General features: G+C 72.7%; 20 protein-coding genes and 1 pseudogene. 11 read left to right on the top strand and 10 right to left on the bottom strand.

The features are described 5' to 3' along the window. Positions 1-36: 36 nt before the first annotated feature. Positions 37-189: pseudogene (locus ACWDD7_RS10965) on the bottom strand (MFS transporter); the annotation flags it as partial. Positions 190-667: 478 nt separating this feature from the next. Then, positions 668-952: a GNAT family N-acetyltransferase gene (locus tag ACWDD7_RS10960; protein ID WP_450457129.1), complete on the bottom strand. Its 285-nt coding sequence runs from the start codon at positions 950-952 to the stop codon at positions 668-670. 312 nt (positions 953-1,264) lie between these two features. Here ACWDD7_RS10960 and ACWDD7_RS10955 point away from each other — a divergent pair, with 312 nt between their 5' ends. Together ACWDD7_RS10955 and ACWDD7_RS10950 are read left to right on the top strand one after the other, a co-directional pair. After that, on the top strand, positions 1,265-2,164 hold the full coding sequence (locus ACWDD7_RS10955; protein WP_450457128.1) for a universal stress protein: 900 nt from the start codon (positions 1,265-1,267) through the stop codon (positions 2,162-2,164). Positions 2,165-2,706: 542 nt separating this feature from the next. After that, positions 2,707-3,204, top strand: a complete 498-nt coding sequence (locus tag ACWDD7_RS10950) for a glycosyltransferase family protein (RefSeq protein ID WP_111583711.1) — start codon at positions 2,707-2,709, stop codon at positions 3,202-3,204. 15 nt (positions 3,205-3,219) lie between these two features. Here the strand turns inward: ACWDD7_RS10950 and ACWDD7_RS10945 are convergent, their stop codons facing one another. Further along, entirely contained in the window at positions 3,220-5,190 is a 1,971-nt protein-coding gene (locus ACWDD7_RS10945) for an N-acetylmuramoyl-L-alanine amidase (RefSeq protein ID WP_450457127.1), read from the bottom strand. Positions 5,191-5,519: 329 nt separating this feature from the next. Continuing rightward, positions 5,520-6,665 carry an aminoglycoside phosphotransferase family protein gene (locus ACWDD7_RS10940; protein ID WP_450457126.1) on the bottom strand — a complete coding sequence of 382 codons (1,146 nt, stop codon included), beginning with the start codon at positions 6,663-6,665 and terminating at the stop codon, positions 5,520-5,522. Positions 6,666-6,911: 246 nt separating this feature from the next. Between ACWDD7_RS10940 and ACWDD7_RS10935 the strand changes: the two genes are divergently transcribed. After that, a complete protein-coding gene (locus tag ACWDD7_RS10935) occupies positions 6,912-8,405 on the top strand; it encodes a DNA-binding protein NsdB (RefSeq protein ID WP_450457125.1) in 1,494 nt (497 codons plus the stop codon). 112 nt (positions 8,406-8,517) lie between these two features. Here the strand turns inward: ACWDD7_RS10935 and ACWDD7_RS10930 are convergent, their stop codons facing one another. Next, positions 8,518-9,966, bottom strand: coding sequence for a PP2C family protein-serine/threonine phosphatase (locus ACWDD7_RS10930; RefSeq protein WP_450457124.1), 1,449 nt, complete (start codon positions 9,964-9,966; stop codon positions 8,518-8,520). 365 nt (positions 9,967-10,331) lie between these two features. On the opposite strand from ACWDD7_RS10930, the gene ACWDD7_RS10925 reads away from it, so the two are divergent. Further along, on the top strand, positions 10,332-10,745 hold the full coding sequence (locus tag ACWDD7_RS10925; protein WP_351865999.1) for an SsgA family sporulation/cell division regulator: 414 nt from the start codon (positions 10,332-10,334) through the stop codon (positions 10,743-10,745). 152 nt (positions 10,746-10,897) lie between these two features. Further along, complete coding sequence (locus ACWDD7_RS10920) at positions 10,898-12,922, top strand: phosphocholine-specific phospholipase C (protein WP_450457123.1); 2,025 nt, start codon at positions 10,898-10,900, stop codon at positions 12,920-12,922. On the opposite strand, the gene ACWDD7_RS10915 is transcribed toward ACWDD7_RS10920, so the two are convergent. Both ACWDD7_RS10915 and ACWDD7_RS10910 read right to left on the bottom strand, forming a co-directional pair. Beyond that, positions 12,912-13,937 (bottom strand): Gfo/Idh/MocA family protein, encoded by a 1,026-nt coding sequence (locus ACWDD7_RS10915; RefSeq protein ID WP_450457122.1) that lies wholly within the window; start codon positions 13,935-13,937, stop codon positions 12,912-12,914. The genes ACWDD7_RS10920 and ACWDD7_RS10915 overlap by 11 nt on opposite strands. A gap of 79 nt (positions 13,938-14,016) precedes the next feature. Continuing rightward, the gene (locus ACWDD7_RS10910) at positions 14,017-15,111 is read right to left on the bottom strand and encodes a baeRF3 domain-containing protein (RefSeq protein ID WP_450457120.1); all 1,095 of its coding nucleotides are present in this window, start codon (positions 15,109-15,111) and stop codon (positions 14,017-14,019) included. A gap of 414 nt (positions 15,112-15,525) precedes the next feature. Between ACWDD7_RS10910 and asnB the strand changes: the two genes are divergently transcribed. Then, entirely contained in the window at positions 15,526-17,367 is a 1,842-nt protein-coding gene (gene asnB, locus ACWDD7_RS10905) for an asparagine synthase (glutamine-hydrolyzing) (protein ID WP_450457119.1), read from the top strand. Between the two features lie 4 nt (positions 17,368-17,371). Here asnB and ACWDD7_RS10900 read toward each other — a convergent pair whose 3' ends face one another. Together ACWDD7_RS10900 and ACWDD7_RS10895 are read right to left on the bottom strand one after the other, a co-directional pair. Beyond that, positions 17,372-18,094 (bottom strand): DUF4232 domain-containing protein, encoded by a 723-nt coding sequence (locus ACWDD7_RS10900; RefSeq protein ID WP_450457118.1) that lies wholly within the window; start codon positions 18,092-18,094, stop codon positions 17,372-17,374. A 72-nt stretch (positions 18,095-18,166) separates the two neighbouring features. Beyond that, positions 18,167-19,789 (bottom strand): alpha/beta hydrolase, encoded by a 1,623-nt coding sequence (locus tag ACWDD7_RS10895; RefSeq protein ID WP_450457117.1) that lies wholly within the window; start codon positions 19,787-19,789, stop codon positions 18,167-18,169. A gap of 298 nt (positions 19,790-20,087) precedes the next feature. Between ACWDD7_RS10895 and ACWDD7_RS10890 the strand changes: the two genes are divergently transcribed. The 4 genes from ACWDD7_RS10890 to ACWDD7_RS10875 all read left to right on the top strand — a co-directional run bounded on the left by ACWDD7_RS10890 (position 20,088) and on the right by ACWDD7_RS10875 (position 23,310). Next, positions 20,088-20,732, top strand: coding sequence for a chaplin (locus ACWDD7_RS10890; RefSeq protein WP_450457115.1), 645 nt, complete (start codon positions 20,088-20,090; stop codon positions 20,730-20,732). Positions 20,733-21,099: 367 nt separating this feature from the next. After that, the gene (locus tag ACWDD7_RS10885) at positions 21,100-21,513 is read left to right on the top strand and encodes a hypothetical protein (protein ID WP_450457114.1); all 414 of its coding nucleotides are present in this window, start codon (positions 21,100-21,102) and stop codon (positions 21,511-21,513) included. A 94-nt stretch (positions 21,514-21,607) separates the two neighbouring features. Further along, complete coding sequence (locus tag ACWDD7_RS10880) at positions 21,608-22,474, top strand: GNAT family N-acetyltransferase (RefSeq protein ID WP_450457113.1); 867 nt, start codon at positions 21,608-21,610, stop codon at positions 22,472-22,474. A 50-nt stretch (positions 22,475-22,524) separates the two neighbouring features. Continuing rightward, positions 22,525-23,310 (top strand): GNAT family N-acetyltransferase, encoded by a 786-nt coding sequence (locus ACWDD7_RS10875; protein ID WP_450457112.1) that lies wholly within the window; start codon positions 22,525-22,527, stop codon positions 23,308-23,310. Between the two features lie 7 nt (positions 23,311-23,317). On the opposite strand, the gene ACWDD7_RS10870 is transcribed toward ACWDD7_RS10875, so the two are convergent. Continuing rightward, entirely contained in the window at positions 23,318-23,581 is a 264-nt protein-coding gene (locus tag ACWDD7_RS10870) for a GlsB/YeaQ/YmgE family stress response membrane protein (protein ID WP_351866029.1), read from the bottom strand. Positions 23,582-23,797: 216 nt separating this feature from the next. Between ACWDD7_RS10870 and ACWDD7_RS10865 the strand changes: the two genes are divergently transcribed. After that, the gene (locus ACWDD7_RS10865) at positions 23,798-25,258 is read left to right on the top strand and encodes a hydrolase (protein WP_351866032.1); all 1,461 of its coding nucleotides are present in this window, start codon (positions 23,798-23,800) and stop codon (positions 25,256-25,258) included. The last annotated feature ends 25 nt before the right edge of the window (positions 25,259-25,283 follow it).

The raw sequence follows: 25,283 nt of genomic DNA, 5'->3' as shown, positions 1-25,283 counted from the left end.
GCGGATGACCGGGGATGCGGTGCTCCGGACCCTCGGGACGGCGAAGAGCGGCAGGACCACGAGACTCGCGTGTTCACCGAGTTGGGAGGCTGCCTGCCCCATCCAGAGACTGCGGAAGTCGGCGTCTCGCCACAGGCTCGACGGACGAGGCCGATCGGAATCGGACACAGCGGAAGAAGCGGACGCCACGGGGATCCTCTGGGTTGCCGACAACGAGGCCCGGCACCCGGTGCACGACAGGTGCACCGGCAGTTCGGGCAGGGGAAGGCTCGCTGTGCCGCAACATCAAGGGCAGCACGCGATGACAGGCCTGGTCACGGCCTACAACGTCAACGCGCGCTCGGAAAACCGACCATGTCTTCGCTCCTCGTAGGTCACTCGCCGCGCCCAGACCCTAGCCGTGGGCGCCCCGACGCGGAAGGCGGCCTCGCTCGTCTCTCCCGCACCCATCATCGCGAACAGGCGGAGGATCGCTCATGAACCCGATCAACCGGGGGGTGCCCAGCGAGCCATCCGCCGGGCGAGGACCTGACGAAAGAACCCTCGACGCAGTAGGCCCACCGCGAGGAGGAGATCGCTCAGGACAGGCCAACGGCTATCCGCCGCCACACCACCGGGAACGACCGAAAGAACGTGCCCAGGCGGAAGAACTACCGCGTGGCAGCGGTTAGTTGAGATTCCACACGGGTGCCGGAAGGTGAGCTGTCCCGAGCAGACGTTTGGTCATGCCGAGGCGTTCGTACGTGGTGACGGCCGGGATGTCGCCGTCGTGCACCATGAGCGCGGCACGTCCGTGGCGGCGGACGAGGGCGTCCACGACGAAGCCGCACACCGACCGCGCCAGACCGCGTCCGCGGGCGGCAGGGTGGGTGACGACCCCTGCCATGAAGCCGCACCCGGCCGTGGACCATGCGTCGGCCGCCACCGCCACCGGCCCTGTCGCACCGTCCACGTCACCGATGACGCCGGCCCACCGTCGCACACCCGAACCCCCCGGCTGCGCGTAGGAGTCCGGGAAGAGGCGATCGAACAGAAAGGTCGCCTCCTTCTCCTCCCGGACATCCAGCCGCCGCACACCCGCGGTGGCGGCATCGGGCGGGGACGCGGTCTCCCTCCAGAAGAAATCGTGGACCCCGCCTGACCTGAACCGGGGGTGTTGCGCGCCGATTTCCGGACACGCGACCTACAGCGTCCCGCGGGGGCCGTCGCCTGAGCGAGGCTGGCCCCAGCAAGGGAGAAGGTCGTGTTCCGGAGGTGAGGAAGCATGAGCGCTGCGCCGGTCATCGCCGCGGTGGACGGTTCCGAGGACAGCCTGCGCGCGATGGAGTGGGCCGCGGACGCCGCCCGCCGCCGGGCGGCACCGCTGCGGGTGGTCCATGTGCGCCAGTACGCCGCCTGGGGGCAGGCCGACGTCCTGGTGGCCGGGCCGCCCGAGGCCGAGGTCGACCCCGTCCTCGACGAGGTGCGCACCCGGCTCGCGGACCACGCGCCCGAGACCCTGGAGTACCTGGCGCTGGAGGGTGCGCCCGGCGCGGTGCTGCCCGAACTCGGCGTCGACGCCCAGCTGATGGTGCTCGGCTCCCGGGGCCGCGGCGGCTTCGCCAGCCTGCTGCTCGGCTCCAACAGTCTCGCCGCCGCGCGGGACGCGGAGTGCCCGGTGGTCGTCGTACCCCCGCCCGGTCGTGAGGTGCACGGGGACGGACCGGCCGAACCCGGGCCCCGGGTGGTCGTCGGACTGAACGTCGACAGCCCCGACGAGGCCACCCTCGCCTTCGCCTTCACGGAGGCGGGCCTGCGCGGTGCCCGCGTCCAGGCGATCGCCGCCTACCCGTGGCCCCTGCAGACCTGGTCGGCGCCGGGCCAGCTGGTGCCGCCCATGCCCGACGAGGAGGCCATCGCGAACGAGACCCGGACCCTCGCCGAGGGTTTCCTCGCCCCGCACCGCGAGCGCCACCCGAGCGTCCGGGCCGACGCCGAGGCCCTGCCGGGCGACGCGGCCGGCAACCTCGTGGCCGCCTCCCGCGACGCCGAACTGGTCGTCGTGGGGCGCCACCGCCGCCACCTCCTGGCCCCGGCCCGCATGATGGGCTCCGTGACCCAGGCCGTCCTGCTGCATGCGGCGAGCCCGGTCGCGGTGCTGCCGCCGAGCCCGGCGGAGGAGTGAGCTGCCGGTGCGGGCTTCTGCGGGGAGGCGACCGGCCCGCCCGCTCGCACCCGCCGAGCGGGCCGTGCGGTCCGCCGGTCCGGGACCGCGCCGGTGTCCCGGTGCGCGCGTTCGCCCCGTACACCGTGCGGGGCGCGTCGCCGGCCTCCCGCGACGGGCACCCGGCCACGCGCCCGTCGGACAGGCGCGGCCTCACCGCGCGCCCCGTCCCCGCAGAGCCCGGCCCCGCACACCCTGTCGGGCCTTCCCCGCCGGGCCTGCCGCCGCGGGCCACTCCCGGACCTTCGCGCCGGGCGGGCCTGACCCCTCCCGCCGGGAAGGGACTGTCCCACGCCGCGTCACCGCCCGCGTCCGCGGGGCTCGCCCCGCCTCTTGTACCGGGCGCTCAAGAGCTTCTCCCCGTCCACGGACCACCGGGCGGCCGCCGGGGGAGCGGGGCGCTCCCGGGCCCCGCGCGCCGGGCGTGCGCCAGGCTCCCGCGCCGTTCCCCCACCGGGTGCCCGCAGGTCACCCACCCCTGGCCGGGCACGTACCATGGCGGCATGTCGTTCCTCCGCCGCCGCAGTGCCACTCCCGCCGGGCCCGACTTCGACGTGCTGGCCATGGACCCGGGCGACTGGCCGGGCAATCTCGGCGCGGGTCTGCTGCCCGCGCCCGACGGCACCTGCCAGGGTGTCTTCCTGCGCTACGACCTCTTCGGCGGCCGCGGCCCCGCGATGATCATCGGCAATCTGCCGCAGGGCTCCCCGGCCCGCGAGGTGGCGGAGGAGGAGATCCCCTTCGAGGTGGGCCAGCTGCTGCTGGCGCTGGAGAACGACGAGGAGGTCACCGTCGTCGGCACCGAGGACACCCCCGTCCTCCAGGGCGACAACCTCCTGATCGTGCGCCGTCTGAAGCTCTCCGAGAGCCGGATCTCCTGCGTGCAGTTCGACCGCAGCGACGGCGTCCTCGTGACCATCGCCGCCTGGGACCGGCCCATCACCGACGACCTGTACGCCCTGCTGAAGCCGCTCCCGGCGGAGCTTTTCCAGCAGGGCTGAGGGCTTCGGCCGCGGCTAGCCGGCCGAGCTCTCCACGGTCACGTCCGCCGCACGGACGAACGCGACCCGGTGGCCGTACTGGATCTCGTAGTACAGGTCGTCGCCCCGCACGACCTGGTGCGAGTCGGGTGTGAAGGTCACCGCGTAGTAGTACTCGCCCGGCATCTCGTCACCGACCACGTACTTCTGCCCGGCCGGGATGGTGTACGGCAGCGGCACCACCGACTGCGCGGGCACCCCCGCCGGGTAGGCCGACTTCTCCGGGTACGCGCGGCCGTACACCGGGATGCTGGTCAGACCTTCCTTCGGGGTGATCACCAGCCCCTTGGCGGAGACCGCCGTCGGCTGCTCGGGCGGGTTCTGGAACCAGGCCTTCTGCCCCAGGTACCAGATGGCCGTCCAGTCGCCCCAGTGATCGGCGACCGCGTACTGCTGGCCGGTGGAGACCCGCGAGGACACGTCGTTGACGTCGATGGTCGGCGCCTTGCCCAGCCCGACGTCCTTGATCAGCGGCGCGGTGACATCGTGGTCCGCGTACAGCCGCACCTCGCTGGAGGCGTGCGCCGCGCAGGGCTCGCCCGCCGTGGTGCAGCCCGTGTAGGCCGGCTGGTTGGCGGCGTACTCCGGCCGGATCGTCACCAGGCCGCCCTGCTTGCCCGCGGTCCTCCTGAACGGGTGGCCGAGCAGCTGGAAGTAGTGCGCCCAGTCCCAGTACGGGCCCGGGTCGGTGTGCATGCCCGGGACGGTGGACGCGGTCGGGCCCGGCACGTTGTCATGACCGAGGATGTGCTGCCGGTCCAGTGGGATGCCGTACTTCGTGGACAGGTACTTCACCAGCCGTGCCGAGGACCGGTACATCGCCTCCGTGAACCAGGCGTCCGGGTCGGCGAGGAAACCCTCGTGCTCGATGCCGATCGAGCGGGCGTTGACGTCCCAGTTGCCCGCGTGCCAGGCCACGTCCTTCGCCTTGACGTGCTGGGCGATCAGTCCGTCGGTGGAGCGGATGGTGTAGTTCCAGGACACGTAGGTCGGGTCCTGGATCAGGTTCAGGACCCCGTCCCAGGCGCCCTCGGTGTCATGGATGACGATGTACTTGATCTGCCCCGACGCCGGCCGGTCGGCGAGGTCGTGGTTGCCGTAGTCGCCCTCGCCGAACTCCGCGTACGCGGCCGGGAGCCACTCGCAGGACACCGACTTCGGGCACTCCGCGCCGTCGTCCGTGACGGTGCGCAGACCGGTGTCCGCCAGCTGCCCGGTGTCCGGGGCGAGTCCGGGCTCGGCGGCGAGGGCGACCTGCTGCCCGGCGTCCGTGGTACGCCGCTCACCCGAGCGCAGCACGTCGTACACGTCGTTCGCGTACGACGCCGCGGTCGCCGTGTCGTCGGCGCCGGAGAAGCGGGCCACCGCGCCGTACCAGGCGGCCGGGTCGGCGCTGAGCGGCTCGCCCGACTGCTTCTGCGCGGCGGCCAGCAGGGCGGCTCCGCCGGAGATGTTCGCCGCCGGGTCGGTGCGCAGCCTCGCCGCCGGGATGCCGGTCAGTTCCGCGGCCCGGGGGAGGGTCTCCAGCCGGGCCGGGACCGCCGAGTCGGCCGGCACCCGGGCCTCGGGGCGCGGGGCCGGGCGGGAGCTGTCGCCGCGGGCGTCCTCGGCGCCGTCGGCGAAGTGCTCCGTGGCGGCGATCGCCGTCCGGGCGTCCGTGAGGTGCATCGGGCCGTAGCCGCCGGAGACACTGGGCGCGCCGCCGTGGTAGTCCCAGCGGGACTGGAGGTAGGAGACGGCCAGCAGCACGCTCTGCGGCACGTGGTACTCGGCGGACGCGGAGGCGAACGCCGACTGCAGCCGGTCCGGGGAGGAGTCCGGCGCGCTCTGGGCGGGCGCGGCGCCGAACAGCGGCAGCAGCAGGGCGGCCGCGGCGAGCGGCACGGCGGCCCGCTTCAGATGTCTGTGGCCGGGTGTGGACGGGGAATCGGGGGCGGAACCTCGCAATGCGGCCTCCTGTGACGGGCGGGCGTGGCGGGGCGTGCGGCGCCGAGCTGGGTCAGTGGTATCGGCTGGCCGACGATCCGTCAATGATGCAGTCCCCATGGGGATTTCCCACGTCACGAAGGGTTTCGGCGAGTTTCGCGACGACGGTGGCCGGGCCTGCGGGGCGTCAGTGGAGTAGACCAATGGGTTCCGGCGGGTGGTCACGGCCGTACGGGCGCCACATGGTCGCGGACGCCCGGCCGAAACGATTCCGCCGGGCGGTCGCCCCCGGACACGCGAAAGCCCGCGGCGCGCCCCCACTCCTGGCGCACCGCGGGCCGTCGTCCTCGTCAGCGCGTGCCGACCGCCGCACGCACCGCCTTGCGGGCCATCTGACAGTCGTCGTGCAGCCGCCGCAGCAGCAGCCGCTGCTCCTCGCCGGATGGCACGGCGCCCGGGTGGGCCGGGCCGGGTACCGCCGGGACCGGGTCCTGCATCGAACGCTGTACGGCCGTCTCGTACCGCCGGATCTCGCGGGTCAGCAGCAGCATCAGGTTCACCAGGAAGGCGTCCCGGGAGGCCGGGCCCGCCGACTGGGCGATCTGGCTGATCTGCCGCCGGGCCGCCGGGGCCTGGCCGAGCACCAGCCACAGCGTGGCCAGGTCATGGCCCGGCAGGTACCAGCCCGCGTGTTCCCAGTCCACCAGGACCGGACCCGCCGGAGACAGCAGGATGTTCGACAGCAGGGCGTCGCCGTGGCAGAACTGGAGCATGGCGCCCCGGCCCACCTCCTGCGCGATGCCGTGCAGCAGCTTCTGGAGGTCGCCGAGGTCCCGGTCGGTGAGCAATCCCGACTCGTGGTAGCGGGACAGTTGTCCGACATAGTCCAGTGGCATGTCGAACAGACCGGCGGGGGGCCGCCAGGCGTTCACCCGGCAGACCGCGCCGAGCGCCGCGCGGATGTCCGCGCGCGGCGGCGCCTCCATCGGATGCCGCTGAAGTGCCGCCACCCGGCCGGGCATCCGCTCGATCACCAGGATGCAGTTGTCCGGATCCGCCGCGATCAGCCGGGGCACACGGACCGGGGGCCGGTGCCGGACGAACGAGCGGTATACGGCTATTTCGTGGCGGCTTCGTTCGGCCCGCGCCGGCGCGTGGTCCAGCAGGCACTTGGCGACGGCCGTGCTGCGCCCGGTGGTGCCCACGAAGAGCACGGACCGCGCGCTGCGCCGTAGCACCTGGACCGGCGCGAACTCCGGGCAGATCCGCTGCACCGCGGCGATCGCGCTACGCAGCGGGGCGCCCTGGGGGCCGGACAAGTCGAGTCTCCCGCTGAGCGGTGGGACGCCGGGCTGCCCCGGGATCCGCCGGGGCCGGGGCGCGCCCAGCACGGGGCCGCCCGGACGCACCGCCGGGTCGAGATACGGTCCGCCGCCCGCCGGGCGGGGGCGCAACGGCCGAAGCGGGGCGGACACGGAGGACGATGCCGCGTACATGGGAGATACAGATCCCTTCGTTGCCTGCGGTGCCTGCCTGTGAAGTCCTGGCGTCAACCCGGCCCGGCCCCCGGTCGCACCCTGGGGAATGCCCCCGGGGGGACCGGGTCGGGGTGGCGCATTCCTACCTGACACCCGATGCCCCGTGGCACACCATCTGGCGCACCCTGGCGAACCCTGGCGAATAGTCGCCCGGCAACCTGCACCCGGCTACTGTCAACTCAGCCGAGAACCTGGGGGCTTGACGTGAGCGGACAACCCAACACCCGCCTGAGCGACCTGTTCGGCCTGGCCGGCTGGTCGAAGGGTGAACTCGCGAGACTGGTCAACAGGCAGGCGGCGGCCATGGGCCACCCCCAGCTGGCGACCGACACCTCCCGGGTCCGGCGGTGGATCGACATGGGAGAGATCCCGCGCGATCCCGTGCCACGGGTGCTGGCGGCACTGTTCACCGAGCGTCTCGGCCGTGTCGTGACCATCGAGGACCTCGGTCTGGTGCGCCACGGGCGGGCAGGGAAACGGCAGGGCGACGGGAACGAGGAACATCCCGACGGAGTGCCGTGGGCGCCCGAGCGGACCGCCGCGGTCCTCACCGAATTCACGGGAATGGACCTCATGCTCAACCGACGCGGCTTGGTGGGCGCGGGTGCCGCGCTCGCCGCGGGATCCACACTCAGCAGCGCCATGCACGACTGGCTGCAGACCGACCCGGTGCTCAGGGCCGACGGCCCCGAGCTCGCCGACCCCCTGCACCCCGACCCCGCAGGTTTCGACCGCTACGAGGCCGCCCCCATCGGCTCGGAGGAGGTCGCGGAGCTGGAGCGCTCCGTCGAGGTGTTCCGTGCCTGGGACGCGGCGCGTGGCGGCGGCCTCCAGCGCAAGGCGGTGGTGGGCCAGCTCAACGAGGTGGGCGGCATGCTCGCCTACCGTCATCCTCCCCACCTCCAGCGGCGCCTGTGGGGCGTCGCCGCCAACCTGGCCGTCCTCGCGGGCTGGATGTCGCACGACATCGGTCTGGAGCCCACGGCGCAGAAGTACTTCGTCATCGCGGCGCACGCCGCCCGGGAGGGCGGTGACCGGCCGCGCGCGGGCGAGGCGCTGTCCCGGGCGGCCCGCCAGATGGTCCACCTGGGCCGGCCCGACGACGCGCTGGACCTGATGAAGCTCGCCCAGTCCGGCGGCGGCGACCGCCTCCAGCCGCGCACGAAGGCGATGTTCCACACCATCGAGGCCTGGGCGCAGGCGTCGATGGGCAAGGGCCAGGCGATGCGCCGCACGCTGGGGCAGGCGGAGGACCTGTTCGTCGCCGACCGGGGCGACGGCGCGCCCCTGGACTGGATGCAGACCTTCAAGGCCGAGGACCTGTACGGCATGCAGGCCCTGGCCTACCGCACGCTGGCGGAGTTCGACCCGGACGCGGCCGTGCACGCCCAGCACTTCGCGCAGAAGGCCCTGGCGCTGCGCGTCGACGGCCGGGAGCGCTCGAAGATCTTCGACCATCTCTCCATGGCCTCGGCCTGCTTCATCGCCGACGACCCCGAACAGGCCGACCGCTACGCGCGGCTCGCCCTGATGTCGATGGGCGCGAACTCCTCCCGGCGCACCTGGGACCGGCTGCGCGAGATGTACCGGCTCACCGCGGAGTACGCCGGTTACCCGAAGATCCATGAACTGCGGGAGGAGATCAGGCTCGCTCTGCCCAAGCCGAGGAGCAAGGGCGGGAACAGCGCGCGGGCGTAGGGGGCCGCGCGCCGCGTTCTCTCATACGGGCCCGGTCATACAGTACGGCTCGTACACGTCGACTCGTACCAGCCGGCTCACAGGGTGCCCACGCTCGCACGGGGGCGTCGGCTCACGCGGTGACCCTGGCGACGAGCACACACGCGTCGTCCACCCGTCCGGCCCCGCCGAACTCCTCCACGAGCACCCGCACGCAGTCCCGCGCGTCCCGGGCGTCGCCGAACCGTGGGGCGAGGCCGAGCAGCCGGTCCACGGCCGCCGCTCCGCTGTGTGCGGGCACCAGGCCCTCGGTGTGCAGCAGGAGCAGGTCGCCGGGTGCGAGGCTCACCTCGGCCTGTCCGTAGACGGCGCCCGAGGTGGCGCCGAGCAGCACCCCCTCGGGGGCGTCGAGCACGCACCCCGTCCCGTCGCGGTACAGCAGCGGGGCGGGGTGTCCCGCCTGGCCCCACACCAGGGTCCGGGTGGCGGCCCGGTAGCGGCAGCAGACGGCGCTGCCGAGGGCGGGCTGCACGGTGGCGTCGAGTAACTGGTTGAGCAGGGACAGGAGTTGGCCGGGCTGGGTGCCGGCCATCGCCATGCCGCGCACGGCGCCGAGCAGGGTCGCCATGCCCGAGGCGACGGCCACCCCGTGCCCGGTGAGGTCGCCGACGCTGAGCAGCGTCTCGCCGTCGGCCAGCTCCAGGGCGTCGTACCAGTCCCCGCCGATCGGCGTCCCGCCGTCCGCGGGCAGCCGGTGCGCGGCGAGGTCCAGGGTCCGCGGGCCCTGGTGCGGGGGACGCAGGGAGCCGCGCCAGGGCGGCAGCACGGCCTCCTGGAGCTCGGTGGCGACCCGGTGCTCGGTCTGCTCCCGCTGCTGGTGCCGCTGGAGCGAGTCGCGGGTCTCGTGCAGCGTCCGCTGGCTGTGGCGCAGCGCGCTGACGTCGCGCAGCACGGCCCACATCGAGACGGTGCCGCCGTCGATGCCGAGCACGGGCTCGCCCATCATGTGCACGGTCCGCACCGGGCCGTCGGGGCGGCGCACCCGGAACTCGCCGTCGATCGGCCTGCCGTCGATCAGGCAGTCCGTGACCATCGCGGTCAGCTTCGGGCGGTCCTCCTCCACGACCAGGGCGGGCAGTTCGTCCAGGGTGAGGGCGGGCAGGGCCGGGTCGCGGCCGAGGATCCGGTACAGCTCCTCGGACCAGGCCGCCCCGTCCGTCAGCAGATCCCACTCCGCGGTGCCCACCCGGCTGAGCAGCGAGCCGCGCGGGGCGCCGGCCGGTGGCGGGCACACGGTGAGCGCTCCCGCGGGCTCCGCCGCTTCGGCGGGAGCGGCGGGCAGGGGCTCGGGCCCGTCCCTCAATTGAGCCAAGTGGGCGTCCAGATCGTCCAGTTGATGCAGCGCCAGGTCGTACAGAGCGCGCTGCCAGCGTTCCCCGGGGTCCGTGTCGTCATGGCGGACGTCCCGTCGTACCGCGTCCACGTCGCCCTTGAGCCGCCGTGCCTGCGTGATCAGCGCCTCGACCGGGTCACGGCCGGGCGGCTGGGCGGCTGAGTGGTCCGCGGAGACTGGGGACGGCATTTCGCACTCCGAACGAGGGGGACGGCAGGGCCAGGCGGGACGGGGGACCATAACGACTGTGGCACAGCACGGGACGCCCTGTAAGGCATTTGGCAACACACGATACGGTGGTGCTTCCGGCATATGCCAGAGTCTCCCCGGGGTGATCCCGGACGCCCACGACATGCCCGATTCGGCGATCAAGTCGTAGAAAATCTACGGGAGGTGGCAGACACCCGGGTCCTGCGTCGAGACCCCTGGGCGGGGTGGTTCAAGCGCCCGTTCGACACTCCTGCGTTCCCCGCCGTTCGGGACCGGCCTGTACCCCATCGAACTCTGACCGGATTTGACGGCATGCGAAGGGCCTCTCGGGACTCCATAAAGGCATGGAGACCACCATCGAACTGCCCGCCCTCGCCCGGCTCGTGACCGCCGAGGACCGGGAGATCCCGCTCACGGCCACCCTGCGCTACACGACGGGCGACCCGCTCGCCGTCTTCGTGGACTTCCCGGCCGAGGCGGCACTGGAGGGCGAGGACGTCAGCTGGACCTTCGCGCGGTCCCTGCTGGACCAGGGCCTGCGCACCCCCGCCGGACACGGCGACGTCCAGATCTGGCCGTACGGCCGCACCCGGACCGTGGTGGAGTTCCATTCGCCCTTCGGCCTCGCCCTGCTCCAGTTCCCCACCTCCACCCTGCGCCGCTTCCTGGTGCGCAGCTACGAGGTGGTGGCGGCCGGCCAAGAGGACATGGCGACGGTGGTGGAGCGCGGGCTGAACGCGCTGTTCGGAGGGGTGTGAGGCGTCCGCCCGGAGTTGTCCGGGAACGCCTTGGCCATTTTTGAACATTGTTCATCTCCGCCTCACCGCACGGGTATGGACCCCGACGATCAATGCGGGCACCCTGGCCCGCGGTGTGCCGCAGGGGCACTCCCGTGACCGAGGACGGACGAATGACACCGATCAGCCGAAGGGGATTCGTGGGGCTGGGCGCTTCCGTGGCGGCGGGAGTGGCCCTTGGCGCCGGCACCCGCACCGCCGCCGAGGCCGCCACCACGGCGACGGGCACGATCAAGGACGTCAAGCACGTGGTGATCCTGATGCAGGAGAACCGCAGCTTCGACCACTACTTCGGCCGTCTGAAGGGCGTGCGCGGCTTCGACGACCGCAGCGGCATCACCCTCAGCGGCAACTACTCCGTCTTCAATCAGCCGAACCTGCTGACGCGCCAGTACCCCTGGAAGCTCAGCTCCACCCCGCCGGCGTCGGGCAAGGACGGCGAGACCCTCGCGCAGTGCAACGGCGACCTGCCGCACTCCTGGTCCTCGCAGCACTCCGCCTGGAACAAGGGCCGCATGGACAACTGGGTCCTGGGCGTCGGCAACGTCCGCTCCCTCGGCTACCTGGACCGCTCCGACATCCCCTTCCACTACGCGCTCGCCGACAACTACACCATCTGCGACGCCTACTTCTGCTCCACGCTCAGCGCCACCGGCCCCAACCGCACCTACCTGTGGAGCGGCAAGGTCGACTCCTCCAGCAACGACGGCGGCGACGAGTCCGGCCTCACCTGGCAGACCTACGCCGAGTCGCTCCAGGCCGCCGGCGTGAGCTGGAAGGTCTACCAGAACGCCTCCGACAACTACGGCGACAACGCCTGCGCCTACTTCACCACGTTCGCCAACGCCAAGGCGGGCGACCCGCTGTACGACCGGGGCATGTCCTCGGTGCCGAAGGTGACCGGCTCCACCCCGGACGACATCGCCGCCGCCATCAGGGCCGACGTGCAGGCGGGCACCCTCCCGCAGGTCTCCTGGGTCGTGGCCAACCAGGCCTTCTCCGAGCACCCCTACGCCCCGCCCGGGGACGGCGCCCACTTCGTCAACCTGGTCTACCAGGCCCTCGCCGCCGACGAGGACGTCTTCAACTCCACCGTCATGTTCCTCAACTACGACGAGAACGACGGCTACTTCGACCACGTGCCCCCGCCGAGCCCGCCCTCCGGCACGGCCGGCGAGTTCCTCAACGGGGTGCCCTACGGTTTCGGCTTCCGCGTCCCGATGATCGTCATCTCGCCCTGGACCCGCGGTGGCTGGGTCTCTTCGGAGGTCTTCGAGCACACCTCGGTGCTGCGCTTCCTGGAGACCTGGACGGCCGCCCTCGGCACGCCCGCGAAGTGCCCCAACATCAGCGACTGGCGGCGCAAGGTGAGCGGTGATCTCACCGGCGTGTTCGACTTCGCCAACCCGGTCGGCGGCCCGGTCTCCCTGCCCGCGACCACCGTGATCGGCATCAACACCTGCGCCCCGCTGCCCAATCCGGTGCCGACGGACAACGCGTTGCCCGCGCAGGAGCCCGGCACCCGCCCGGCCCGCGCGCTGCCGTACCAGCCCGGAGGCTACCTGGACCACCTGGAGTTCGGCTCGGGCGGCAAGATCCTCGCCTGGTTCGTCATGACCAACCAGGGCGCCCCCGCCTCCCGCGCGGCCCACTTCTCCATCCACCCCAACGCCTACCGGGACACCACGCCCTGGCAGTACACGGTGGACGCGGGCGGCACCGCCTCCGACTACTTCAACATCGGCTCCGGCTTCGGCGACGGCAAGTACGACCTGACGATGGTCGGCCCCAACCGCTTCCTGCGCCGCTTCCAGGGGGACGCCACCAAGGCGGGCAAGTCCGCAGAGGTGAGCACCCGTTACGCGGTCGAGCCGGGCACCGGCAAACTCGCCATCTACTTCAGGATGGCCAACTCCGGTTCCTCCGCAGTGAAGTTCACCATCACCTCCAACAACTACCGCGGCGACGGCCCCTGGACCTACACCGTCGCCGCCGGCGCCGCCACGGAGGACTACTTCAACGCCGTCGCCTACCAGAACGGCTGGTACGACTTCACGGTGACCGTGGACTCCGACGCGACCTGGTCGCGCCGGTTCACCGGGCACCTGGAGACGGGCGCCGCCAGCGTCAGCGGCTGATCCCGGCGTACAGGTCCGGGCGAGGGGCGAGTTCGACGGCCACCCGGCCGCCGCTCTCCAGCGCCCGGACCCCCGCCTCGGCGACGACCGAGGCGGCGTAGCCGTCCCAGACACCGGGCCCGGTCACCCGGCCCGCCCGGGTGGCGTCCACCCAGTCCCGTACCTCGCGGTCATAGGCGTCGGCGAAGCGGACGAGGTAGTCCTGCGGCACCTCCCGGCCGGCGCCGCCCGCGCGGGTGACCACCACGGAGTCCTCCTCACCGAGGCGCGCGCTGCCCGCCTCGCACACCGCCTCGCAGCGCACCTGGTAGCCGAAGCCGCAGTTGACGAACACCTCGGCGTCCACCAGCGCGCCCCGCTCGGTCTCGAACAGCACGAACTGCGGATCGATCAGCCCCTCGGGCGCACCCGCGGAGGACACCGGGCGCCGCACCGTCACCGCCGTCAGCTCCTCGCCCAGCAGCCAGCGGGCCGCGTCGATCTCGTGCGAGACCGAACTGTTGATCAGCTGGGCGCTGGAAAAGCCGGGCGGCGAGGAGACGTTGCGGTGGACGCAGTGCAGCATCAGCGGCCTGCCCAGGCTGCCGCCGTCCAGCAGCGCCTTCAGCCGCAGGTACTCGGCGTCGTACCGGCGCATGAACCCGATCTGCGCCAGCCGCCGGCCGAGCCGTGCCTCGGCCTCCATGACGCGCAGCGCCCCGGCGGGGTCCGGCACCATCGGCTTCTCGCACAGCACCGGGAGGCGGCGCGCGAACGCGGCGAGCAGCGCGGCCTCGTGCGCGGGCCCGGGGGAGGCGATCAGTACGGCGTCCACGCCGGGCGCGTCGAGGGCGGCTTCGGGGTCGGTGTGCACGGTGACACCGACGAGGCCTGCGGCGGCGGCCTTGGCCCGTTCGACGTCGGGGTCGGCGACGGCCGCGACCCGGGCGCCGCCGACCACCCGGGCGAGGCGCCGTATGTGGTCCGCCCCCATGCTCCCGGCCCCCAGCACCGCCACACCCAGCAGCTCACCCATGCGCGCGCTCCCTCACGTCGACGATCACGCGTAGCGTACGTCGGCGGGGGAGCGCGCACCCGGGCCTCGGGGGGGCGGGTCAGAACCGCAGCACCCCCGCGATCCCGTCCTTCTCGCCCAGCGTGCCGTCGGGCACGAAGCGGACGTCGGCGCCGGTCTCCAGGCACTGCTCCACGATCTCGTCCACGATGTCGTTGCGGGCGTCCAGATCGCCGGGCTCGGCCGGCACCAGGTGGTCGCCGTCCGCGCGGACGACCGCCTGGAAGCCCTCCTCCACGGCGAGCAGCCGCACCCGGCCGTCGCGAGCGCTCTGCCACAGCTCGTCCAGGCCCGCCGCGAAGGTCTTGCGGCCGCGCGCGGAGGTCAGTTCCTCGACCACGGAGCTGGTGTCCTTCGACGCCTCCGCCTCCAGCATCGGCTTGATCGCCTGCCACACCGCCTCGGGACCGGCGTTCGCGAGCCCGCCGCGCCCCACGTGCACCGCGCCCCTGGTCACACTGCCGGCCTCGTCCATGAGGGAGAGCGCGGCCTGTTCGCCGGTGACGTACAGCGGGCGGGGCTGGTCGCGCAGGACCGCGGCCATCGCGGTGTCCGCCTCGCGCAGGAAGTGGCGGGTGCCCTCGTCGCGGAAGGTGCTCGGGGAATCACCGACCTGCATCTGCCGCTCGGCGTCGAAGTTCTCCCGGCTGCGGATCAGCGGGAAGCCCCCGGCGTGGTCCTCCACCACCCGGTCGGCGCCGCCGCTCCACAGGGTGATCCGGTCGGCCGAGACCGACAGCACCCAGAAGGGCCGCTCGGCCGCCTGTGCGGCGACCAGGTTGCGGGTGAGGAAGGTGTCCGCGAGCACCACGCGCTCGGGGACGCTGCGGGTCAGCGACCAGACCTGGTGCTCGCCGGGCGCCGCGAAGATCACCAGGCCGTCCTCGGCATGGGCGAGATCCACCTCGGCCAGCGCCCGGTCGAGTTGGGCGTCGACGTCCGCCCGGCGCTCACGGGTCACGGCCGGGTCGGCCTCCAGACGCTTCCTGGCCTCGGCCAGCACATTGCGCAGCCGGACGGGATCCTGGTCGCTGCCCGATCCGCGGCGGTGCGTCGGGGTCAGCACGGACACCGCCGGATAGGGCCGCGGACGCCGCAGTTCGGCAAGGGTTGCGGGACTCAGTGCGTGCTCCATGACAGCACCATAGGGCTGATTCACAAGTACGGCATTCGGGGTATCCAGGACGTATGGCCGCGCGGCGGCATCCCTCGGCGCCGTCCCGATGGCCCCACCGGGGCGGCGCGGGGAGATATCGACCGCGAAGCCGTACGGCGAACACCGCTTGGGGAAGTTTTTGCCCGTGGCCGGTTCCCGGCGCCTCGGGCGCGCCGGCGTCGTGGTTCCCGCATGTCGCGAAGGCAAAACGCGGCCGAAACCATCGGGCGGCCGGTCGCGGCCGTGTTACGGCCGCGTTGACCGGCACCGGGCGCTGACGGACGCTCGTCATATAGGTGCTCGATACAACTGATTCGCCGGCCGGTCCGCGCCCCTCGCGAAGGCGCAGGTGGGAGCGGGGAGCGGCGGTCGGCCGAAGGCAGGAGGTAGCGCATGTGCGGCATCACCGGATGGGTCTCCTACGACCGTGACCTGACCGCCGAGGCCACCACATTGCATGCGATGACCGAGACGATGGCCTGCCGCGGCCCGGACGACCGCGGCACCTGGGCCGAGGGGCCGGCCGCCCTGGGACACCGCAGGCTGGCCATCATCGACCTGCCCGGCGGCCGTCAGCCGATGTCCCTCGACACCCCCGAGGGCACCGTCGCGCTGGTCTACTCCGGAGAGGCGTACAACTTCACCGAGCTGCGCCGCGAACTGGCCGGCCGCGGCCACCGGTTCACCACCGACTCCGACACCGAGGTGGTCCTGCACGCCTACGTCGAGTGGGGCGACGCGGTCGCCGAACGCCTCAACGGCATGTACGCGTTCGCCGTCTGGGACGGCCGCCACGACAAGCTCGTGATGATCCGCGACCGCATGGGCGTCAAGCCGTTCTACTACTACCGCACGCCCGACGGCGTCCTGTTCGGCTCCGAGCCCAAGGCGATCCTCGCCAACCCGCTGGCCCGCTCCCGCGTGACCCTCGACGGCCTGCGCGAACTGCTCGTGATGATCAAGACCCCCGGACATGCCGTCTGGGACGGCATGCGCGAGGTCGAGCCCGGCACCGTCGTCACCGTCGACCGCACCGGCCTGTCCACCCGCGCCTACTGGTGCCTTCGGACCCGCCCGCACGAGGACGATCGCGACACCACCATCGCCACCGTGCGCGCCCTCCTCGACGACATCGTGCGCCGCCAGCTCGTCGCGGACGTGCCCCGCTGCACCCTGCTCTCCGGCGGCCTCGACTCCTCCGCCATGACCGCGATCGCCGCCCGCCAACTCGCCGAGCAGGACGAGACGGTGCGCTCCTTCGCCGTCGACTTCGTCGGCCAGGCCGAGAACTTCGTCGCCGACGAGCTGCGCGGCACCCCCGACACGCCCTTCGTGTACGACGTCGCCCGGCTCGCCGGCACCGACCACCAGGACATCGTGCTCGACGCCCGGTCCCTCGCCGACCCCACCGTGCGCGAGAACGTCATCCGCGCCCGCGACCTGCCGACCGGCTTCGGCGACATGGACGCCTCGCTGCTGCTGCTCTTCCGCGCCGTCCGGGAGAAGTCGACGGTGGCCCTGTCCGGCGAGTCGGCCGACGAGGTCTTCGGCGGCTACCTCCAGTTCTTCGACGAGGAGGCACGCGGCGCCGACACCTTCCCCTGGCTGGTGAGCTTCGGCCGCCACTTCGGCGACGACAGCGACGTCCTGCGCCCCGACCTGGTGAAGCACCTCGACCTGGACAGGTACATCGCCGACAGCTACCGCACGGCCGTCGCGGGCATCGAACGCCTCGCGGGCGAAAGCGACTTCGAGTACCGGATGCGGCAGATCTGCCATCTGCACCTGACGCGGTTCGTGCGCATCCTGCTCGACCGCAAGGACCGGATGAGCATGGCCACCGGCCTGGAGGTGCGGGTGCCGTTCTGCGACCACCGCCTGGTCGAGTACGTCTACAACACCCCCTGGGCCCTGAAGTCCTTCGACGGCCGGGAGAAGAGCCTGCTGCGCGAGGCCGCCAGGGACGTCCTGCCGCGGTCCGTGTACGACCGGGTCAAGAGCCCCTACCCGTCCACGCAGGATCCGCGGTACGCCACCGCCCTCCAGGAACAGGCCAAGGACCTGCTCGCCCGGCCCTCGCACCGCGTCTTCGACCTGGTGGACCGGGACCGGGTGCGGCAGGCCGCCGAACGCGAGGCCCCGGTCAGCGGGCAGGCGGCCCGGCGCGGCCTGGAACGCACCCTGGACCTCGCGCAGTGGCTGGACCTGTACTCGCCCGAACTCGTCCTCGGCTGAGCGCTCAGCCCGGCGACCGGGTCGCTCCGGCCGGGCTCGGGCTCGTCGGGGCCGGGCCGACAGGGCTCGGAGCGGCCGGAGTGGCCGAAGCGGCCGGGGTGGGGCTTGTCGGCGCGGCCGGGGTCGGTGTGGTCGGGCTCGGGCTCTGCCTGGTCGGTGTCGGTGTCGATGTCGGGTTCGGGGTCGGGGTCGGCCGGGCGCCCGCGCGCAGTCCCAGCGCCCGGTCCGCGGCCGCCGCGGAGGGCTGCCACCACGTCGTCACCGGCTCCCACACCGACACCTGGGTCCCGGCGCCGAGCCGGGTGGGGGAGAAGACCCGGCCCCAGCGGCCCGCCCAGTCGCCGACGGTGACCGACGCCGCCCGGCGGGCCTGCGGGTCCGACGGACGGACGATGGTGCGCACATCGGCATGCGCGCTCGCACCCGGCGTGAGCCGCAGCCGGCCCGTGGCGTTCTCCGGCACCGGCAGCGCCGCCCCGTCCAGGCCGCCGAAGGTCACCAACGGCACCCGGGCGATGGCACAGGCCCGCCCGCTGACATTGGTGACGCTGACCCGCACCACCGTGGGCCGGTTCGGCACGGTGGTCGCCCGCACCCTCAGCTCGCCCTGGACGCACGGGGCCGCCGGTGGGGCCCCGGGCACCGCCTGTCCGGGCGGCGCGGTCAGCAGCAGGGCCGCTACGGCGGCCGAGGCTGCGGGTACGGCGATGGCGGCGCGGATGCGCATGATGGTGTCCCTCCGTCGCGGTCACGGACGCCTGGTGGCGGCCGGTGGCTACGTCAGTCGATGGGGCCGGGTTCAGTCGACGCGGTTCGGGATGGCGCTCCACTCCTTCCCGTCCGCCGGGCAGGAGCTGCCGTTCGCGGGCAGGGAACCGTTGAGCAGGAACTCGTCCACCAGGCGGTGCACACACGCGGAGGAGCCGTACCCGGTGTGCCCGTCGCCCCTGTTGTCGAGCACGACCGCCGACGGGCCGAGCCGCTCCGCGGTCTGCACCGCCCAGGGGTACGGCGTCGCCGGGTCGCCGCGGGTGCCCACGAGCAGCATCCGCGCGGTGTCGACGTCCTTCACCCGGGTGCGGATGAAATCGGTGCCCCTGGGGCGGCCGTAGCACATCAGCACCTGGGTGAGCCGGTAGCGGCCGAAGACCGGGGAGGCCTGGTCGTACGCGGCTCGCAGCCGCCCCAGGTCCTCGGCGATCCGGGCGGCGGAGGGCCGGTCCGGGTCGTCCGCGCAGTTGATGGCCAGCAGGGCGGCCTGGAGGTTGTCGGCCGGGATGTCCTGGGGATCCACCAGGCCGTTGTGCCCGGCAGCCCGCCGGGCGCGGGTCGGCCCGGCGCCCCCGGCGGCGAAGCCCATGACGCCCCGCGGATCTCCGTCCTGTGCGAGCCGGCCCAGCGCCCGTTCCAGCGACGGCCACAAGTCCCTGCTGTAGAGGGCCTGCACGAGGGCGGCCACCAGGTCCTGCCCGGAGAACGGATCGCCGCCCTCCGTCGTGACCGGCCGCCGGTCCAGTGCGCGCACCAGCCCCACCACCGCCTCACCGGCCGTGCTCCGGTCCCGCCCGAACGGGCAGCCGGCCCCCGTCACACACCAGTCCAGGAAGTCGTCCAGCGCGGTCTGCTGACCCCGCGCGCCCGCGATCCCCTGCTCCGCGAGCGACTCGGTCAGGGTGTCCACGCCGTCCAGCGCCATCCGGCCGACGCGGTGCGGGAACTGCGCCGCGTACACCGCCCCGAGCCGCGTCCCGTAGGAGAAGCCGAGGTAGTTGAGCTTCTCGTCGCCGAGGGCCTGGCGGATCACGTCCAGGTCCCGGGCCGCGTTCACGGTTCCCACGTACGGCAGCACGTCACCGGAGTTGCGCGCGCACGCGTCGGCGCTCCGCTTCAACTGCCGCAACAGCGCCTGGGGATGGCCGAGGTCGGCGTCCGCGCCGGTGACGGCCGCGGCCTGGTCGCCGCCGTCGCCGCAGCTGACGGGGGAGGAGCGGCCGACGCCGCGCGGGTCGAAGGTGACCACGTCGTAGCCGTTGGCCAGCCCCATGAACTGTGCCGCGCCGTACGCCAGTTCGCTGACGCCCGCGCCGCCGGGGCCGCCGAAGTTCAGCAGCACCGACTGCTGCGACCCGCCGGTGCCGCGGAAGCGGGCCAGCGCGAGGTCGAGGGTGCCGGCGGCGGGGCGGGCGTAGTCGAGCGGGACCGTCACCTTGCCGCACTGGAGTTCCCTCGGCGTGCCCGGTCCCGCGCAGGCGCCCCAGGCCACCTTCTGCCGGTAGAACCGGGACAGGTCGGGGCCGGCCGGTGCGGAGGTGACCGCCGCGGCCGCGGGCACGGGCAGCGCGGAGCCGAGCAGCGCCAGGGCGAGGACTCCAACACCCGCACAGCGCCGCACCGCGGACCGCGTGCACAGCTTGGCCAGCATCGATCGCCTCCCGGGGCGCCCGCAGCGGACCGGGACGGCGCCCTTTCGCTCACCATAAGTGGGCCCCGCGCGACCCGCCTCCGGGCGAGCGGAACCCCCTGGGGTGCCGTATATTCCGCGCCCGCTTGGCGATCATTCATCAGCCTTACAAGCAGTTTATCGACTCCATCACTCGGTGGGGTGAAAGCCGGATAGGCCATAACTCAGATGGTTCGCCCGCGTTTTACGGGATGCGGGTGAGTACCCGCGAACTTCTCTGGAAGGCAGGGAACCAATGAGACGGGCTACCCGAAACGGTGTGATCGCGGCCGTCGCCGCCTCCGGTGCGATGGCCCTGGCGTGGCCGGCGTCCGTCGCGTTCGCGGCCGACGGCGCGAGCGCCGACGGCGTCGCGGCCGGCTCGCCCGGACTGATCTCCGGCAACGGCATCCAACTGCCGGTGGACGTCCCGGTGAACGTGTGCGGCAACACGGTCGACGTCGTCGGCCTGCTCAACCCGGTCGCGGGCAACGCCTGCGCGAACGAGGCGGGCGCCGGAACGGGCGGATCGGCCTCCTCCGGCGGGGCCACGGCCCACGGCGGCGCCCAGCACTCCCCGGGAGTGGTCTCGGGCAACGCCGTCCAGCTCCCCGTCGACCTGCCGCTGAACATCAGCGGCAACAGCGTCGACGTGGTGGGCGTGGGCAACCCGGTCACGGGCAACACCTCCGTCAACGGCGGCGAGACCCCGAGTCACCCCGTTGCGCCCGCCCCGCAGCCGCCGGCCCCGGTCAAGGCCCACCCGGCCGCCCCGCACACCCCGCGCCCCGCCCCTGAACCGGTCGGTGCCTCCCTGGCCCACACCGGCACCGACCTGACCGCCCCCGCGGCGGCGGGTAGCGCGGCGCTGCTGCTCGCGGGCGGCATCCTCTACCGCCGCTTCCGTCCGACCCGCACGTACTGACCCCCCCAACCCTGTCCAGGCCTCCACCGGCCACCGGGCTCCCACCGTCCAGCAGTCGACCGGACGCCGGCCCGGTGGAGCCCCCCACCCAGCGGACAGGCCCCCCGCCGCCGGGACCGACTCCCAGCCCGGCCGCGGCCCCGCACCCACCCGCCGTCGCCCCGTCCGCCCCGCGGGCCAGGCCCCTACCCGCCGTCGCCCCGGGCGCCCCGCGGGCCAGGCCCCCGCTCAGCGGCGGTCCGACCGCCCCGCCCACCGGGCCCCGACCCCGCCCAGCGGTGATCCGAACACCCTTACAGTGCCGCCCCCAACCCCCGCGCAGCCCCGGGAAGTACAGTGGCCCGGTGACGGACTGCATCCGGCGGCGATGGAGCGCGCACTGCCCCCCTGGGCCCGCGGACTCCTCACCGTCTCCATCGGAGGCTTTCTTGAGGGCACCGCCTCGCACGCCGTCGACCTCGCGCGGCACGGACTGCACGCCTACTCCGCCTTCGCGCCCCCGCTCCAGGTGTTCTTCATCGCGCTGACCGCCCTCGATCCCCTGGTCGCGATCCCGCTGCTCCACGTACGCCCTGCGGGCGTCCCGCTCGCGGTCCTCGTGATGACGGCGGACGCGCTCGGCAACTGGTACGCCAACTGGGCCTGGCTGCACGCCGACTGGTCCCGCCTGCTGCGCCCGGTGGGGATGCTCCCCATCACCCTCTTCGCCCTCTTCGTCCTCGCCTCGGCCATCCCGCTCGCCCGTGCGCTGAACACCCCGCGGCCGGCGCCGGTCGGCTGATCTTCCCGTGGCACGACGGCCGTTGATCCGCGAGGATGCTGCCGACACGGGCCGTATGCACGGCAGCCGGCCCCCGACGCAACGGAGCGCACCGATGACCTCTCCCGCCCCCCATGACGCCCCCCGCGACCTCGTCGTCACCCGGGCCGGTCTCGCCGACTGGCCGGTGATCAGCGGGTGGGCGGCGGCGGAGGGCTGGAACCCCGGGCTGTCCGACGGGCCCGCGTTCTTCGCCCAGGACCCCGAGGGCTTCTTCCTCGGCCGGATCGACGGGGAACCGGTCTCGGCCATCTCCGTCGTCAACTACGGCGCGGACTACGCGTTCCTCGGCTGCTACCTCGTCCGCCCCGACCTGCGCGGCCACGGCCACGGACTCACCACCTGGAAGACCGCCCTGGCCCACGCCGGCACCCGCACCGTCGGCCTCGACGGAGTCGTCGCCCAGCAGGACAACTACCGCCAGTCCGGCTTCCGTTCTGCCTACCGCACCATCCGGTTCACCGGCACCGTCCCCGCGACGGAGACCCCCGGGGGGACCCGCCCGGCCGGCCCCGCCGACCTCGCCGCGATCACCGCCTACGACAGCGCCTGCCACCCGGCCGACCGCCCCCGCTTCCTCGCCGAGTGGCTCACCGCCCCGGGCCACCACACCGTCGTACGCCACGAGGACGGCCGCCTCACCGGGTACGGTGTCATCCGCCCCGGCCGCGACAGCCTGCGGATCGGCCCGCTCTTCGCGGACACCGCGGAGGACGCCCGCGCCCTGTTCGCCGCGCTGGCCGACGAGGCCGCCGGCCGTGAACTCGCCGTCGACGTGCCCGAGCCCAACGCCGCCGGCACCGCCCTCGCCGAGGCCGCCGGGCTCACCCCCTCCTTCGAGACGGCCCGCATGTACACCGGCCCGGTCCGCGCGTACGCCCAGGACCGTGTCTTCGGCGTCACCACCCTCGAACTGGGCTGACCACGCAATTCCGTTGCCGCCCCCGGTCTTCCGTGATCGAGTGGGCCGCCATGGAGAAGAACGAGATCCTGGCCCTGTACGACCGTGACCTGCGGGAGCACGCCGCACCCGACGGCCCCGGCGCCCGTGTCGAGCGCGTCGGGGCGGTGGTCCGGCAGACCGCGCCCCCGCACGGCTGGAACGGCGTGCTCTGGTCCGATCTGGACACGGCGAACGCGGACGCGGCGATCCAGGAGCAGATCGCCCACTTCACCGCCCTCGGCAGCGACTTCGAGTGGAAGCACCACAGCCACGACCGGCCCGCCGCCCTCGGCGCCCGGCTCCTCGCGGCCGGGTTCCGGGCCGAGCCGGCCGAGACGCTGATGATCGGCGAGGCCGACCGGCTCGACCTGGACGCCCGACTCCCCGAAGGGGTCCGGCTGCTGGAGGCCACCGACGCGGCCGGGATCGACCTTGTCGTCGACACGCACGAGAGGGCCTTCGGCACCGACGGCTCCCACCTGCGCCACCGACTGCGCGCCCAACTGGCCGCCGATCCCGGCACGGTGGTCGCCGTCGTCGCGCTGGCCGGGTCCGAACCCGTCAGCGCGGCCCGGATGGAACTCGTGTCGGGCACCCCGTTCGCCGGGCTGTGGGGCGGCGGCACCGTCGAGGGATGGCGGGGCCGGGGCCTGTACCGTGCCCTCGTCGCCCACCGCGCCCGTGTCGCCGCCGCCCGCGGCTTCCGCTATCTCCAGGTCGACGCCTTGCCCACGAGCCGCCCCATCCTGGAACGCCTCGGCTTCCTCCCGCTGGCCACCACGACCCCGTACCTGTACGAGGTCAAGGAGAGCTGACGAACGGTCAACGGCGTGACCTCGCCCGGTCGAGCGCGCTGATCCCCACCGCCGCCAGGGCGATCTGGATGAGCCACTCGATCCAGTCGGGCCCCCTGGTGTCCGCGACCCCGATCCCCGCGGCGATCGCGGAACCGATCAGCGCGGCCACGATGCCGACGACGATGGTCCACAGGATCCCGATGTGCTGGCGCCCCGGCACGACCAGCCGGCCCAGCACACCGACGACGAGGCCGATGACAACGGCGCTGACGAGGCCTGAGATCTCCATCTTCACCCCTCCGGATACCTGTCCTGTCCCTGGCATCTGCCCGCTGTGAGCGGAGTCACTCCGCTCCGTTTATTGCCGGGACTTTCTGTTCATCGGCCCTTCATGCCATGTACCTTTCAAGCCATCGACGCGTGTAGAACGCTCAAGCACGTTCTACGCGCGCAGATTTGGCGCTGCAACTCCTCTTCCCCACACCCCACAACGGAGGTTCGTCGGATGCTCGGATCGATGAGATCCCGACGCAGACTCACCACCGCACTCGCCGGTTTCGGCATGCTCCTCACGGGAGCCGCCGTCCAGGTCGGTGCGAGCGCCCCCGCACAGGCGGCGACCACTCACCGCGTCCTGTTCGACAACGCCCATGCCGAGACGGCCGGCAACGCCGACTGGGTCATCTCCACCAGCCAGCCCGATCCGCTCGGCCAGAACTCCTCCCCGTCGGCCGAGACGGACTGGACCGGCGCGCTGTCCTCCTGGGGCGTGGCGCTGCAGAAGACCGGCAACTACAGCCTGAAGACGCTGCCTTCGGGCCAGAGCCTCAGCTACGGCGGCTCGTCCGCGCAGGACCTGTCGAACTTCGACACGCTGGTCCTGCCGGAGCCCAACACGATGTTCACGACCGCCGAGAAGACGGCGATCATGAACTTCGTGAAGAACGGCGGCGGTCTGTTCATGATCTCCGACCACACCGGTGCCGACCGCAACAACGACGGCTACGACGCGGTGGAGATCCTGAACGACCTGATGACGAACAACGGTGTCGACAACACCGACCCGTTCGGCTTCTCGATCGACTCGCTCAACATCACCTCCGACTACCCGGCCGCGATCAGCGACAGCACCGACCCGGTGCTGAACGGATCCTTCGGCAAGGTCACCAAGAGCCTGATCGCCAACGGTACGACCGCCACCCTCAAGCCCTCCGACAACTCCTCCGTCAAGGGCCTGGTCTACCGCACCGGTTACTCCGGGAACACCGGTGCCTTCTTCCTGACCAGCACCTTCGGCAGCGGCCGCGTCGCGTTCTGGGGCGACAGCTCCCCGATCGACGACGGCACCGGCAGCTCCGGCAACACCCTGTACGACGGCTGGAACGACACCGGCGCCACCAACGCGCCGCTCGCCCTGAACGCCACCGCGTGGCTCGCGGGTGACGGCACCACCAGCGGTGGCGGCGGCACCGGCGGTGGCGGCACCGGCACCTGCACCGCGGGCCAGCTCCTCGGCAACAACGGCTTCGAGTCGGGCAGCACCGTCTGGGGCGGCACCAGCGGCGTCATCACCAACTCCACCAGCGAGGCGGCCCATTCGGGCTCCTACTACGCCTGGCTCGACGGCTACGGCACCGCCACCACCGACACGCTCTCCCAGTCGGTGGCCGTCCCGGCGGGCTGCACCTCGGCCAAACTGAGCTTCTACCTGCACGTCGACACGGCCGAGACCTCGACCAGCACCGCCTACGACACCCTCAAGGTGCAGGTGCTGAACAGCTCCGGCACGGTCCTCGGCACCCTGGCGACGTACTCGAACCTCAACGCCGCCTCCGGGTACACCCAGCGCAGCTTCGACCTCAGCAGCTACGCCGGGCAGACCATCACCCTGAAGTTCACCGGCACCGAGGGCTCCAAGTACCAGACCTCGTTCGTCCTCGACGACGCCGCGCTCAACGTCAGCTGAGCCACCGAACGCGAGGGGGGTGGGT

It is taken from the genome of Streptomyces sp. NPDC001056, from assembly GCF_053598955.1.
The sequence above is the reverse complement of the archived record's forward strand: the minus strand, read 5'-3'. Positions and strand labels throughout refer to the sequence as shown.

Excerpts from the sequence above, each read along its gene's own strand:
- ACWDD7_RS10875 (WP_450457112.1), top strand. The coding sequence starts at position 22,525 with ATGGAGAAGAACGAGATCCTGGCCCTGTACGACCGTGACCTGCGGGAG.
- ACWDD7_RS10940 (WP_450457126.1), bottom strand. The coding sequence starts at position 6,665 with ATGTACGCGGCATCGTCCTCCGTGTCCGCCCCGCTTCGGCCGTTGCGC.
- ACWDD7_RS10930 (WP_450457124.1), bottom strand. The coding sequence starts at position 9,966 with ATGCCGTCCCCAGTCTCCGCGGACCACTCAGCCGCCCAGCCGCCCGGC.
- asnB (WP_450457119.1), top strand. The coding sequence starts at position 15,526 with ATGTGCGGCATCACCGGATGGGTCTCCTACGACCGTGACCTGACCGCC.
- ACWDD7_RS10900 (WP_450457118.1), bottom strand. The coding sequence starts at position 18,094 with ATGCGCATCCGCGCCGCCATCGCCGTACCCGCAGCCTCGGCCGCCGTA.
- ACWDD7_RS10865 (WP_351866032.1), top strand. The coding sequence starts at position 23,798 with ATGCTCGGATCGATGAGATCCCGACGCAGACTCACCACCGCACTCGCC.
- ACWDD7_RS10950 (WP_111583711.1), top strand. The coding sequence starts at position 2,707 with ATGTCGTTCCTCCGCCGCCGCAGTGCCACTCCCGCCGGGCCCGACTTC.
- ACWDD7_RS10880 (WP_450457113.1), top strand. The coding sequence starts at position 21,608 with ATGACCTCTCCCGCCCCCCATGACGCCCCCCGCGACCTCGTCGTCACC.
- ACWDD7_RS10920 (WP_450457123.1), top strand. The coding sequence starts at position 10,898 with ATGACACCGATCAGCCGAAGGGGATTCGTGGGGCTGGGCGCTTCCGTG.
- ACWDD7_RS10915 (WP_450457122.1), bottom strand. The coding sequence starts at position 13,937 with ATGGGTGAGCTGCTGGGTGTGGCGGTGCTGGGGGCCGGGAGCATGGGG.
- ACWDD7_RS10925 (WP_351865999.1), top strand. The coding sequence starts at position 10,332 with ATGGAGACCACCATCGAACTGCCCGCCCTCGCCCGGCTCGTGACCGCC.
- ACWDD7_RS10895 (WP_450457117.1), bottom strand. The coding sequence starts at position 19,789 with ATGCTGGCCAAGCTGTGCACGCGGTCCGCGGTGCGGCGCTGTGCGGGT.
- ACWDD7_RS10870 (WP_351866029.1), bottom strand. The coding sequence starts at position 23,581 with ATGGAGATCTCAGGCCTCGTCAGCGCCGTTGTCATCGGCCTCGTCGTC.
- ACWDD7_RS10910 (WP_450457120.1), bottom strand. The coding sequence starts at position 15,111 with ATGGAGCACGCACTGAGTCCCGCAACCCTTGCCGAACTGCGGCGTCCG.
- ACWDD7_RS10885 (WP_450457114.1), top strand. The coding sequence starts at position 21,100 with ATGGAGCGCGCACTGCCCCCCTGGGCCCGCGGACTCCTCACCGTCTCC.
- ACWDD7_RS10955 (WP_450457128.1), top strand. The coding sequence starts at position 1,265 with ATGAGCGCTGCGCCGGTCATCGCCGCGGTGGACGGTTCCGAGGACAGC.